Here is an 11,893-nt window from a genome sequence, read left to right on the forward strand (position 1 = left end):
GAGGTCAAACTTTAACTGACGCCATCGCGTCCGTTTATTTTATAGTTTTACATTTAAAATTGTGGCAACTTCAGGACAGTCTCAAAAGCGTCAGCGATAGCGCCTCGAGAGGTAAGGTGACTTTTTAGTTGGCTTGAGGGGGCGTATCAGAGGAAGTACCCGAGCGAGAGTCGGCAACGAAGGTCACTTCTTCGACGCTACCGGGTTCTCCCATCGGTTGGGCTTCGTTGCCATTGACAGCAATCATGACCCCTCCGGCGTTTCCTGCCAAAACGGTGAGTTCTTCTCGCGCCGACCAAGAATGCGTGCCTTCAGAGAGAACGCCCTCAAATTCCGTTTCGCCGTCGGCGACGACCATAATCCAAGATTCGTCGGTCAGCGTAATCCCGACGCGCACGGGCTGGTTTGGTGTGGCAGGAGAGGCCGGCCGAGCGTTAGATGCGGGGGCGGAGGAGGTCGGAGCGGGAGTCGGGGCGGGAGCGGGGGCGGGAGCGGGCAGAGTCGTCGGAGGGGGGGCGTCGATCGACACGGGTTGATTGACCGAGGCGATACCTCGTACGGAAAAGATGACCAGGGAGATGTAAAGCAGGTACAAGTGAAGCGGTCGCAGTTGGGCGGCTGAAGAATCTCGCCAGCTTCGACGACGGGGTTTGAGTTCGAGACCTGTGGGAAACTGACGGGCGTATTCGATGCCATCGAGACCGAGAACGTCGGCAAAGCGACGCACGAACCCTTGAACGTAAACCGGTTCGGGGAGTTTTTCGAGTTGTCCGTGTTCGATGGCGTTTAACAGGCGAGACGGAATGAGGGTTTGACGAGATATCCAATCGAGCGTTAGCGATCGATCTTGCCGCAACTGACGCAGGTAGCTTCCCATTTCAGCGAGGGTTTCGGCTTGCACCTGGGCGAGGTTGCGCGTGGTTTTCTTTTTTTTTCTGAACTGAATCCGCGTGAACTTCATCCGCTGTGCTCCTTGAGGTTCGATCGCACCAGTACTGATTTTAGGTCGAGTTGAGTTCGTAAAGCCTGGAGTTCTGAGGCTTGCAAGGGGCGGTAGCTACCGGGAGGAAGGGGGTCTCCTGGGGAGGGATTTAACGATACCGGGCCGATCGCCGTGCGGTGAAGGCGCTCGACGGGATACCCCAGTTGTTCGGCAACCCGGCGGATCTGTCGGTTGCGTCCTTCGGTCAGAATGGTTTCGAGTTGGGTTCGACCGTTGGCTTCGTCCCGTTGGAGGACTCGGACTCGAGCGGGCAGAGTGGTGCGCCCGTCGAGGAGAACGCCCCGTCGCCAGGCTCTCAGAGCAGATTCGGGCGGATACCCGCGAACCCAAACGCGATAGGTTTTGGGTATATGATAGCGAGGATGAGTCAAGCGAAAGGTGAGATCTCCGTCGTTGGTTAAGAGTAAGGCACCTGTGGAGTCGGTGTCGAGGCGGCCGACGGGGTGAATGCCCCGGCCGCGAGCGATCGCCTCGGGGAGTAAGTCGAGTACGATGGTTCGACCTTGGGGATCGCGGCAGGTACTGACGACGCCGAGGGGTTTGTTGAGCAGAAGATATAAGGGAGTCGGACGGCTGTTCGGCGAGACGAGGCGACCGTCGAGTTCGACGCGATCGCGCTCGGGGTCAGCTTTCGTTCCGAGTTCGGCGGTTTGTCCGTTGACGCGAACCCGGCCGTCGCGAATGAAGGTTTCTGCACGACGGCGCGAGGCGATCCCCCACTGAGATAGAAGTTTTTGCAGTCGTTCTTCCACGATCGAACATACCCGACTGTTAAATGCCAAATTGAGGCGCGGTCGTTTTTCGACGCGACACCTAAGCCGTTAAACAAAATATTACACGTAAATTTACTCAGTCTACGATTTGGCACTTCGATTGGCTCTGTCGAGGCGCGATCGCCCCGCGATCGTCGGTCGATTAAGATTAAAAACGACGTAACAGCAGCAAAGGAGCAGCTCGTGAAGGTCGCGATCGCAGGTGCAACGGGATTTGTCGGCAGTCGTTTGGTCGCTCGTTTACAGCAAGACGGAACGGAGGTGGTCGTTCTCTCGCGCCGTCCCGAACAGGCGCGTCGTTTGTTTCCCACGTCCGCGTTTTCTAAGGTGTCGGTGGTCGGCTACGATCCCATGCAATCGGGGGATTGGCAACAGTCGATTTCTGGATGTACGGGGGTGGTCAATCTGGCGGGAACGCCCATCGCCGACAGCCGCTGGACGCCTCAATACAAGCAATCGATTCTCGAAAGTCGACAGGTGACGACGGCCAAGCTCGTCGAAGCGATCGATCGAGCCTCGGACAAGCCGTCGGCGTTCGTCAACGCTTCGGCGGTAGGCTATTACGGGACGAGCGAAACGGCAACCTTCGACGAAAGCAGTACGCCGGGTAACGATTTTTTGGCGCAGGTCTGTCAGACTTGGGAAGCTGAAGCGCAGAAGGTTAAGGCATTTGGCACTCGCGTCGCCGTGCTGCGCTTCGGCATCGTCTTAGGTCCTGGCGGTGCGTTGGGGAAAATGCTGACGCCGTTTCGGTTTTTCGCGGGCGGCCCCATCGGGAGCGGCCGCCAGTGGGTGTCTTGGGTTCACCGCGACGATGTGGTGCGATTGATTGTGGAGGCGCTCTCGAATCCAGCCTTTTCTGGGGTGTATAACGCGACGGCACCCAATCCCGTTCGTATGAATACGTTGTGTCAGGTGTTGGGAGAAGTCATGGAACGTCCGTCTTGGTTGCCCGTGCCAGAATTCGCGTTGGAACTGTTGCTCGGCGAAGGGGCGATGGTGGTGTTGAAAGGCCAGCAAGTGCTGCCGAAACAGACCTTGGCGGAAGGATTTGAGTATCGCTATCCCACTATCAAACCGGCTTTAGAGGAAGCGCTGGCAGAGTTCGACGATCGCTAGTTTCCTGCGATCGCCTCCGAAGGTCGCGATCGCGACCTTCAACTCAAAAAATAGACAAAAAAATAGCTAGACTAACTCCTTAGTCTAGCCGCCAATTAATATAAGTTAGAAGAGATCGAGATTACTCAACGAGGTCTTCAAGTGCTTCTAGATTGTCGGGATCGACATAGTGGCAGCTTACATCGTCGAGGCAAATAAGCGCCCAGCCGGATTCATCGACACCCATGAGTTGGTATTCGACGTCTTGGATAAAAAAGCCTTTGTGATTGCGAGTTTCTGGCTTGACGGACACGTTTCTGGTATTATTACTCATGATGCTTCTTCTCCAACAAAATGGTTGACTGAATTAAAATGCGAAATAGTTAATGTCTGACTTCACTAAATCTTATCATTGTCTTCGCTTGTTTTTTATGAAGTTATTTTAGCTTTTGTGAAGTACACGTAATATTTAACAGAAGAAGCGAAACGGCATCTAAGGCTCGAATCCCTTGAAATAAAGAGCATTGAAGCTGAAGACAGCAGACTCGAGGGGTTAACATTTCAGGCAAATACACGAACAATTATCCAGAATAGGTAATTATTCCCCCCTCGAATTCTGTCAACATTTCGTCAATATCGAGAACGTCTAAGACTCGAACAGCCAGCGACGCACTCTCAGAAGACTTTTCCAATCGGGTTTGCGCTGTAACCCATCTTCGATGTTGCGCTGAACTTCCTCGCGCAATTCCGAGGAAGCCATCATCACCCCCATGGCGCGATCGACGTGCGATCGCACCCCAGTTTTCTCGCATTCCAACATCGCTAGCGCCAAATTCACCTGCGCCTGGGGATCTTCTGGGGTCAGTTTGACGGCTTTCGTCGCCGCTTTGTAGGCGGATTTCGGTCGGTCGTCGAGAAGGTACAGCCACGCCAAACAAGTCCACGCCGCGCTGTTTTTCGAGGCGCGATCGCAAATTTCCTTAAACGTCGGGATCAACGCTTTTGGTGACTCGCCGTTTTGATACCGCGCGATCGCCTGCTCGAATTCCGATTCGATTTGTTGACTCATCGTCGAGAATACTCCTATCGCTTGTAATACAGGCAAGAGTTACGCATCTACACTATTTGTAGGGTAGGCAATGCCCACCGACCTCTCCATTTAGAGTCGTTTCGGTCGAATTGCGTAAGTCCTAACAGGAAAACGTTACACCAAAAAGAGACGCTCCCGCCTGAGAACGTCTCTCTCTTAAAATACTCGAAAACTTCCCGAGAACAGTCGGCTTTTCGAGGTCGTTTGTATCGATTACGCCGAGAAGGAACTACCGCAACCGCAAGTTTGCGTCGCGTTGGGGTTGGTGAAGGTAAAGCCGCCGCCGATTAACGCGGTATTGTAATCGAGAACTAAGCCATAGAGATATAACAAGCTCTTGCGATCGCAAACGACTTGAAACCCTTCGTAATCGTAAACTTCGTCTTGTTCGCCGATGTTCGTGGGATCTTCAAAATCCATCGTATAGGACATCCCCGAACATCCCCCTTGGCGCACGCCGACCCGCAAACACAGATCGCTTCCTTGCTGTTGGCGCAGCATCATTACTTGCTTCAGGGCAGTTTCCGTCATTTGGATACCCTTTTGCGGAGTTTGAGTCGTTTGTGTCATCAGTCTGTAAAACTCCCGTACTGGTTAATTTCTATATAAAGATGGGTTGTGACTAACCACAACCTCATCATAATGGTATTTAATTAAAGTTTCAGTGGGCGATACTGGATTCGAACCAGTGACCCCTTCCGTGTGAAGGAAGTGCGCTACCACTGTGCTAATCGCCCATAGACTCCTATCCTAACACAAGCTTTTTGAGATGGCAAGAGGAAAAAGGGGAGATGGTGCGATGGAGAGAGGGGGAGTTTCTTCAGGGGTTAGCAGTGAGGAGCAATACTTGTGAAGATCGTGACTGACCAGCATCATGAGAGTACAGCACGACCGTATTATGCTAAAATAAAAGATTGCGCTTGTATCAAACTGTTCTATTGATGAGACCTAGAAAGCGATTCGCTCAACATTGGCTTCGTAGCGATGCCGTTCTCAATAAAATCGTGGAAGCCGCCCAGTTGTCAAGCAGCGATCGCGTGTTAGAAATCGGGCCCGGACAAGGCGTGTTGACGCGGCGACTGTTTCCCGAAGTGAAATCCCTGGTGGCGGTGGAACTCGATCGCGATTTATGCCGAAAATTAGCTCAGAAGTTCGGCGATATCGAAAACTTTATATTATTACAAGGAGATTTTTTAGCCTTAGATGTACCGGAGGCTTTAAACGTCGCTCCCGAGATATTTCATCATCAGAATAAGGTCGTCGCTAATATTCCTTACAATATCACCGGCCCGATTTTAGAAAAACTCCTCGGAAAAATTGCCAAACCCAATCCGAACCCTTACGACTCGATCGTCTTGCTAGTACAAAAAGAAGTCGGAGATCGCCTCTGTGCGAAACCCGGTTCAAAAGCCTTCGGTGCGCTGTCAGTGCGGGTGCAGTACCTCGCCGACTGCGAAATCGTCTGTTCCGTTCCCCGAAAAGCCTTCTACCCACCGCCAAAAGTAGAATCCGCCGTGGTCAAACTTACACCACGGAACATTTCGACTCCGGCTGAAAATCCCAAATGGCTGTCAACCTTAGTGAAAGTAGGATTTGCAAACAAACGAAAAATGTTACGAAATAACTTAAAAAGTTTGGTCGATCGCGATCGCTTAATGGAATTTTTCGAGAAACAAAACCTAGAACCCGAAATTCGAGCCGAACGGTTAAGCGTTAAAGATTGGGTAGCCTTAAGTAACGAAATCGATTCAATTCAAAGATAACTTCGGTCGTCCGAACTGCATAAAAAAGTTGGCGGTGCGATAACCACAACCGCCAACTGCTTGAGAAAGCTCTTAAATATCTTTTTCGCCCAATACGCTAATCATGCGATCGAACGGTTCGTCAATAAACGACGTATCTTCGATGCCAGCTTCAGACGCTTTCGCCTGCACGATCTCTTTGAGAATGCCGATGCCGATGACAGTCGGTCCGATCGCCACGTTGAGAGAATTATAAGTTTCTCTCAAACCGGCCAGTACCCGCTCGTCGAGAACGTCCGTATCCCCAGCGACCCAAGCATAGGTAGCATAGCGGAGATAGTAGTCCATATCCCGCAAACAGGCAGCATAGCGACGAGTCGTGTAGCCGCTTCCACCGGGACGAATCAGTTCCGGCTGTTCGGCAAACAAGCGAGATCCCGCTTCCTTGACGATCTCCGCCGCTTGTCCGTTAATGGCAGCCGCCGCTTGCACCCGCGCCGTACCCGTCTCAAAATAAGACTTCAGGCGGTCGATCGCATCGCGATCGAAGTAACGTCCGGTCGAATCGTAATTTTTAATCAGCGTTGTAATCGCGTCCTGCATGAAAGTCCTCTTCTTCTAAATCTGGATCTCGTTCGATCTATTATTTTCCAATTGTGACGCGCACTTTTGGAAACTCAACAATAGTTTATACCCAGGAGTTGCCGCTCTTTCTCATCTCAATCCTGCGGAGTCTGCGGTTTGCCTACAGGTACAGCAGCGGCAAGCACAACAGCAGTATTGTAATCTTTATCATTTTTTACGCTTAATTGGTATAAAAAGTTACAAATTCTTACAACGCCTGTCTCTACGATGAGTCAGGTATTCGTTAGGCAGAGCCGTCGCGTGCGTGCAACACGTACCGTCTGGAGAAGCAACCCCGGCCGCCCCGCATTACATGGATTAGTTAGGGAGAAGTATAAGAGATGCCTCAAACGCCACAAGACGTCTTGAAAATGATTCAAGACGAAAATATCGAACTCATCGACTTAAAATTTGTCGATTTGTTCGGAATTTGGCAGCATTGCACGTTTCACCGCAGCTTGATCGAAGAAGAATCCTTTACCGAGGGGGTTGCCTTCGACGGTTCGAGTATCCGGGGTTGGAAAGCCATCAACGCCTCCGACATGGCAATGGTTCCCGATGCCACCACGGCCTGGATCGATCCGTTCATGGAAGTGCCAACCCTAAGTATGCTCTGTGCCATTAAAGAGCCGAGAACGGGTGAATGGTACGAGCGCGATCCGCGATCGGTGGCCGGTAAAGCCCTCGAATACCTCAAATCTACCGGAATCGGCGATACCGTCTACTGCGGGCCGGAACCGGAATTTTTCGTGTTCGACGATATTCGTTACGACCAAAACGAACACGAAGGGTACTACCACGTCGATTCGAGCGAAGGTCTGTGGAACTCTGGCCGCATCGAAGAAGGCGGTAACCTCGGCTTCAAAACCGGCTACAAACGCGGTTACTTCCCCGTCGGTCCGTCGGACACGCTGCAAAACATCCGTAGCGAAATGCTGCTGACGATGGCCGAATGCGGCGTTCCCATCGAGAAACACCACCACGAAGTCGGCACCGCCGGACAGTGCGAACTGGGGATGCGCTTTGCCGAACTCATCCAAGCTGCCGACAACACGCTGACTTACAAGTACGTCATTAAAAACGTCGCTCGCAAATACGGCAAAACGGCGACGTTCATGCCCAAACCCGTCTTCAACGACAACGGCAGCGGGATGCACACCCATATGTCCATCTGGAAAGACGGACAACCGCTGTTCTTCGGCAACAACTACGCCGATCTCAGCGATTTGGCGTTGTACTTCATCGGCGGCTTGCTGAAACACGCGCCGTCTGTGTTGGCGTTTACCAACCCCGCACTGAACTCCTACAAACGTCTGGTTCCCGGTTTTGAAGCCCCGGTGAACTTGGCTTACTCTCAAGGCAACCGTTCGGCGTCGATTCGGATTCCCATTACCGGAAGCAATCCAAAAGCCAAACGCATCGAGTTCCGTTGCCCCGACGCCACCTCCAACCCCTATCTCGGCTTCTCGGCGATGCTGATGGCAGGTATCGACGGCATCAAGAACAAAATCCACCCCGGCGAACCCCTCGACGTGGATATCTACGAACTCAGCCCCGAAGAACTGAGCAAGATTCCCTCTACACCGGGTTCTCTCGAAGGTGCGCTGAGCGCCTTAGCCAACGATCACAAGTTCCTCACCGAAGGCGGCGTGTTCACGGAAGACTTCATCGACAATTACATCACGTACAAACTCGATAACGAAGTCAACCCGATTCGTCTGCGTCCGCATCCGTTTGAGTTCATGCTCTATTACGATGCCTAACGGTGATGATGGGATGATGAGGTGAGGAGATGGCGAGATGGCTCTTCATCTCCTCCGATATCACTTCCTCCCATCTCAAAAAATTCAAAAATTTTCCCCGTAGAGTTCTGATATCCCAGGACTTTACGGGGTTTTTTGGGACTGTGGGAATTTTGAGAATTCTGGAAAGGGGAGCGATCGCCACTTCAAACGAAAATCGTTCACGCAATATCGCTGTACGCATCGATCGCCCTGTTAATCGATTCGACGATCGAAAACAGTTCGTTTGCATCGGCTTCCCCAAACAGCCCCTCTACCCCGTCCGCTGCAAAATTGGAAAACGGCCGTTCGTACAGTTGAGCGGGATCGATCGCCCCGTTCTGCGTCAACCATTCAACAACAGTTTCGACGAACTTGATTTGATTGGCGTTAAAGCGGGAACCGTCGAGATACCGCTCGAAGGCGATGCGGGCGGCTTGGCGATCTAAACCGACAATTTCGCGGATAAACCATTTTAAATTCTTCTCGGGTTTGTAGAGACTCTCGAACTGCTGGCGGCTTTCGATCGACTTCATCGCCTCCGGACTCGACAGTAACGCATCGAGGGCGTCGAGGTCGCTTTCAGTGAGGGGGAGGTTGCGCTTGAGTTTGGCGATCGCCACGTGATTTTCTCGATTGCGAATAAAGGCCGTCACCTTGCGCTTGTACTGCTCTAAACTGTATCCCGTCGGTTGCAGGGGCGTTTCCACTTCCTCGATGTCCCCCACGTCGTCGTTGAAATTGGTATAAACGAGGTTCTGGCGATCGCGATCGACAAACCGAACCAAATCGCGCAGGTGTCGCCGCAACGCTTCCAACATCGCCGGAGTGACGTTTATCCACCAAGATTCCTCTCTGGCGTCCTCAATGCGATCGAGCTGTTCGCGAACCTGGTTGATGTTGGCTTTGTCCGTGAGTCCGTCGAGAATCGATCGCAGGCGATCGCGCAAATTCATAAATCCCCGCGTCTGAGTTTCTCCCTGGGCGATGGCCAGTTGTAACTGACAGCAGAGCAAATCGAAATCTTTCGTCAAGCGACTTTCCGGCGGTTGCGAACTCGGAAGCGTTAGCAATCGATCGGCGAGAGTTTCCAAATCCTCCGGGCTGAGTTTGTCCCAGCGATCGCGACTTCGGAACGGATCGATCGCCTCGCGGTGAGAACGGGCGAGAACGTTATCCGGGTCGATATGACGGACGTGCTGGTGCAACTCGTCAAGAACCTGTCGGCGTAGGGGATTATCCGACGGAAGCCGCTGACTGAGATCGAGGCGTTCTCGCAACAATCGCGTCGTCAAACTCGGTTGAGGCTTAGTGTGGGTTTGCGGAATCTCCTGCTGGAAAAACGCAGCGTTTCCGTAGAGGTCGAAAATCAAAAACTCCCGCTTGTGTACCCCAGGGGCGAACAAATCCAGACAGAGGCGCGTTCCCCGTCCGACCATCTGATTGTACTTAACGCGGGAGTACACGGGTTTGAAAAACACCAGGTTCGACACTTCCGGTACGTCTACCCCTGTATCGAGCATATCGACGGAAATGGCGATGGTGGGTTGTTTGTCCGCCCTGGAAAAATCGTCGAGGAGACTTTGAGCTTTGCTGTCGTGGCTGTCGATGACCTGGGCGAAAGTTCCGCCATATTCAGGATAATTGCGGTTGAAACGTTCCGTGATGTGTTCGGCGTGTCTGTGGTTGCGGGCGAAGACGATGGTTTTCCCCAGTCGATCGCCCCCGTCTACTTTCACCCCCCGTTCCATCAACAGTTGAATCGCGCGATCGGTGGTGTCGTCGTTGAACAGCCAGCGATTGAGGGCTTTTGCATCTACGAGATCGGGAATTTCCCCCGTTTCCGGGTCGGCGAGGCGTTCTTCGTACTCGTCTCGTTCGCTGTCGCTGAGGTCGTCGTAGCGAATCCCGTCTTGAAGGAATTTAAACGGAACGTCCAGGGTGCGCGGCGGAACCAGATAGCCGTCATCCACTGCATCGCCGAGTTCGTAAGCGAAGGTGGGGGCGTAATGACCGTCTTCGTCTTCTTGGAGGTCGAAAATCTCGAAGGTGTTGCGATCGATCTCGCTGCGGGGCGTGGCGGTGAGTCCCAACAGCAGACTGTCAAAATACTCGAACAAGAACTTATATTTTCGATAAACCGAGCGATGCGCTTCGTCCACGATAACGAGATCGAAATAACCCGCCCCGAACGGTCGATCGCGGTAGCGGTGCGTAGCACTATCGCCGTCGCCGTCGGTTTTATCGATGCGGTTGAACATCGTGGGATAGGTAGCCAAAACGATATCCTTGGCTTCCGGGTCGTCGCCATCGGAGAGATTGGCGATCGTGGCGTGGTCGAGATGGCGCTTAAACGCGCGTTTCGCCTGAGTCAGCAGGGCGGTGCGATCGGCCAGAAACAGAACCCGCTTGACCCAGTTGGCGCGAACGAGCAAATCCACCAGAGCGATCGCAACCCGCGTTTTTCCCGTTCCCGTGGCCATAACGAGCAAGGCGCTGCGGCGGTTGTCCTCGAAGACCTCGCAAACGCGGCGGATGGCTTCCTGTTGATAGGGTCGTCCGGCGATGTCGCCGTTGGCTACAACATCGCTGAGGCGGCGGCGGTTGTGGCGACGTTCGATGAGGCGTTTGAGTTCGTCTTTCCGCAGGAAGCCTTGAATTTTACGAGGAGGATAGCCTTGTCCTTGGCTTCCACCGCGATCGTCCCAGATATACGTTTCAAGACCGTTACTGTAGAAAATAATGGGTCTCTGTCCCGTTTCCGCTTCCAAACAGTCGGCGTAGAGACGAGCTTGCGTTTTTCCCGCTTGGGCGCTTTTGCTAGTTCGCTTAGCTTCCACCACCGCCAGAGGTAAACCGTTATCGTCCCAAAGAACGAAATCGACGGAACCGCGATCGCTGGGATTAGTCGATTTCGGCATTCCCGTCACCGGATATTCCCGACAGTGGGGCGCATCGGGGTCATGTCCGGCTTCGCGAAGCAGCACGTCAATGTAGAGGCGACGGGTTTCAGCTTCGTCGAGGGTGCGGCTGTAATCGTGGGTGTCCGGTTCGCGTTGGTTGGCGGTTTTCAGCGCCTCGATTTGCGCTTCGAGTTGTTGGAGTTCGGCTTGATACGTTTCTTTATCGGCGAGTCGCTGGCGTTCGGCTTGGCGGCGGCGTTCGGTTTCCGCTTGCAGTTCAGTTTCGAGAGTTTGCAGTTGAGCGAGAGTTTGCGGGGTTTGGGTCGTCGTCTCTGGGAGGAGGTTGGGGTTGAAGGGTTGTTTTCCCAAGTTTTTCCCGTTAGGACTGTAGTAACGAGCCAGCCAGTAGAGGAAATGATGGAGTTCTTGGAGGACGACAACGGCGGTTTTTGGGGGAACCTCGCCGGGGTTGTGGGCGGCTTGGTTTCCGAGTTTGTGAACGAGTCGGACTTTCTGGAACAGTTGGGGCGGGTTGAGGTTTTCGCGAAAAGTTTGCTCGTGGATGAGTTCGCCGAGGTTGTCGCTGGCGGGAAGTTGTAAATAGGGTTCGTTGTCGTAGAGCCAGTTCACCGCTTGTTCGAGGGTGAAACGGGCGTGAAAGCAGGCGGCGCGAGGGTCAGTTTTGGCGCTGCGTTCGGCGCGGAGGGCGGCGGTGTGGAGTTCGGGGAAGGGTTGGCGGAGAAAGTCGAAGTTAGAAGATTGCATAGCGATGTATCGTTGTAGGCGATCGTATAAGTCTCTCGCTTTTTAACTACCTCCCCCCTTCCCAAGGGGGGACTGAGGGGGGATAAACAAGGGTTGCATCCCCCCCACCCCCCC

The 11,893-nt window shown here is 53.2% G+C and carries 10 protein-coding genes and 1 tRNA gene; 3 read left to right on the forward strand and 8 right to left on the reverse strand.

Annotation, left to right across the window (positions count from 1 at the left end; translation table 11 throughout):
- Window positions 1-124 precede the first annotated feature (124 nt).
- Window positions 125-961: a helix-turn-helix domain-containing protein gene (locus tag GEI7105_RS29440; protein ID WP_017659740.1), complete on the reverse strand. Its 837-nt coding sequence runs from the start codon at window positions 959-961 to the stop codon at window positions 125-127.
- On the reverse strand, window positions 958-1,755 hold the full coding sequence (locus GEI7105_RS0106890) for a pseudouridine synthase (RefSeq protein WP_017659741.1): 798 nt from the start codon (window positions 1,753-1,755) through the stop codon (window positions 958-960). Before GEI7105_RS0106890 ends, GEI7105_RS29440 begins: the two co-directional genes overlap by 4 nt.
- A gap of 204 nt (window positions 1,756-1,959) precedes the next feature.
- Here GEI7105_RS0106890 and thyD point away from each other — a divergent pair, with 204 nt between their 5' ends.
- Window positions 1,960-2,895, forward strand: a complete 936-nt coding sequence (thyD, locus tag GEI7105_RS0106895; RefSeq protein ID WP_026097478.1) for a thylakoid membrane protein ThyD — start codon at window positions 1,960-1,962, stop codon at window positions 2,893-2,895.
- A gap of 121 nt (window positions 2,896-3,016) precedes the next feature.
- Here the strand turns inward: thyD and GEI7105_RS34510 are convergent, their stop codons facing one another.
- The 4 genes from GEI7105_RS34510 to GEI7105_RS0106915 form a co-directional block, all read right to left on the reverse strand.
- Complete coding sequence (locus GEI7105_RS34510) at window positions 3,017-3,208, reverse strand: hypothetical protein (protein WP_071591982.1); 192 nt, start codon at window positions 3,206-3,208, stop codon at window positions 3,017-3,019.
- A 312-nt stretch (window positions 3,209-3,520) separates the two neighbouring features.
- Window positions 3,521-3,943 (reverse strand): tetratricopeptide repeat protein, encoded by a 423-nt coding sequence (locus GEI7105_RS0106905; protein WP_017659744.1) that lies wholly within the window; start codon window positions 3,941-3,943, stop codon window positions 3,521-3,523.
- Window positions 3,944-4,177: 234 nt separating this feature from the next.
- A complete protein-coding gene (locus tag GEI7105_RS0106910; protein WP_026097479.1) occupies window positions 4,178-4,534 on the reverse strand; it encodes a HesB/IscA family protein in 357 nt (118 codons plus the stop codon).
- 95 nt (window positions 4,535-4,629) lie between these two features.
- Window positions 4,630-4,701: transfer RNA gene (locus GEI7105_RS0106915), tRNA-Val, on the reverse strand.
- Window positions 4,702-4,905: 204 nt separating this feature from the next.
- On the opposite strand from GEI7105_RS0106915, the gene rsmA reads away from it, so the two are divergent.
- Window positions 4,906-5,727 carry a 16S rRNA (adenine(1518)-N(6)/adenine(1519)-N(6))-dimethyltransferase RsmA gene (gene rsmA, locus GEI7105_RS0106920; protein ID WP_017659746.1) on the forward strand — a complete coding sequence of 274 codons (822 nt, stop codon included), beginning with the start codon at window positions 4,906-4,908 and terminating at the stop codon, window positions 5,725-5,727.
- A gap of 72 nt (window positions 5,728-5,799) precedes the next feature.
- Here rsmA and apcB read toward each other — a convergent pair whose 3' ends face one another.
- The gene (gene apcB / locus GEI7105_RS0106925) at window positions 5,800-6,309 is read right to left on the reverse strand and encodes an allophycocyanin subunit beta (RefSeq protein ID WP_017659747.1); all 510 of its coding nucleotides are present in this window, start codon (window positions 6,307-6,309) and stop codon (window positions 5,800-5,802) included.
- A 362-nt stretch (window positions 6,310-6,671) separates the two neighbouring features.
- Between apcB and glnA the strand changes: the two genes are divergently transcribed.
- Window positions 6,672-8,093 carry a type I glutamate--ammonia ligase gene (gene glnA, locus GEI7105_RS0106930; protein WP_026097481.1) on the forward strand — a complete coding sequence of 474 codons (1,422 nt, stop codon included), beginning with the start codon at window positions 6,672-6,674 and terminating at the stop codon, window positions 8,091-8,093.
- A gap of 200 nt (window positions 8,094-8,293) precedes the next feature.
- Here glnA and GEI7105_RS0106935 read toward each other — a convergent pair whose 3' ends face one another.
- Window positions 8,294-11,779, reverse strand: coding sequence for a DEAD/DEAH box helicase family protein (locus GEI7105_RS0106935; RefSeq protein WP_017659749.1), 3,486 nt, complete (start codon window positions 11,777-11,779; stop codon window positions 8,294-8,296).
- Between the last annotated feature and the right edge of the window lie 114 nt (window positions 11,780-11,893).

This window comes from Baaleninema simplex PCC 7105 (assembly GCF_000332355.1).
GTDB classification, from domain to species: Bacteria; Cyanobacteriota; Cyanobacteriia; order Cyanobacteriales; family Geitlerinemataceae; genus Baaleninema; species Baaleninema simplex.

What these genes read in the sequence shown, in the direction of transcription:
- GEI7105_RS29440 (WP_017659740.1), bottom strand. Translation starts at nt 961, where the DNA reads ATGAAGTTCACGCGGATTCAGTTCAGAAAAAAAAAGAAAACCACGCGC.
- GEI7105_RS34510 (WP_071591982.1), bottom strand. Translation starts at nt 3,208, where the DNA reads ATGAGTAATAATACCAGAAACGTGTCCGTCAAGCCAGAAACTCGCAAT.
- GEI7105_RS0106905 (WP_017659744.1), bottom strand. Translation starts at nt 3,943, where the DNA reads ATGAGTCAACAAATCGAATCGGAATTCGAGCAGGCGATCGCGCGGTAT.
- GEI7105_RS0106910 (WP_026097479.1), bottom strand. Translation starts at nt 4,534, where the DNA reads ATGACACAAACGACTCAAACTCCGCAAAAGGGTATCCAAATGACGGAA.
- rsmA (WP_017659746.1), top strand. Translation starts at nt 4,906, where the DNA reads ATGAGACCTAGAAAGCGATTCGCTCAACATTGGCTTCGTAGCGATGCC.
- apcB (WP_017659747.1), bottom strand. Translation starts at nt 6,309, where the DNA reads ATGCAGGACGCGATTACAACGCTGATTAAAAATTACGATTCGACCGGA.
- glnA (WP_026097481.1), top strand. Translation starts at nt 6,672, where the DNA reads ATGCCTCAAACGCCACAAGACGTCTTGAAAATGATTCAAGACGAAAAT.
- GEI7105_RS0106935 (WP_017659749.1), bottom strand. Translation starts at nt 11,779, where the DNA reads ATGCAATCTTCTAACTTCGACTTTCTCCGCCAACCCTTCCCCGAACTC.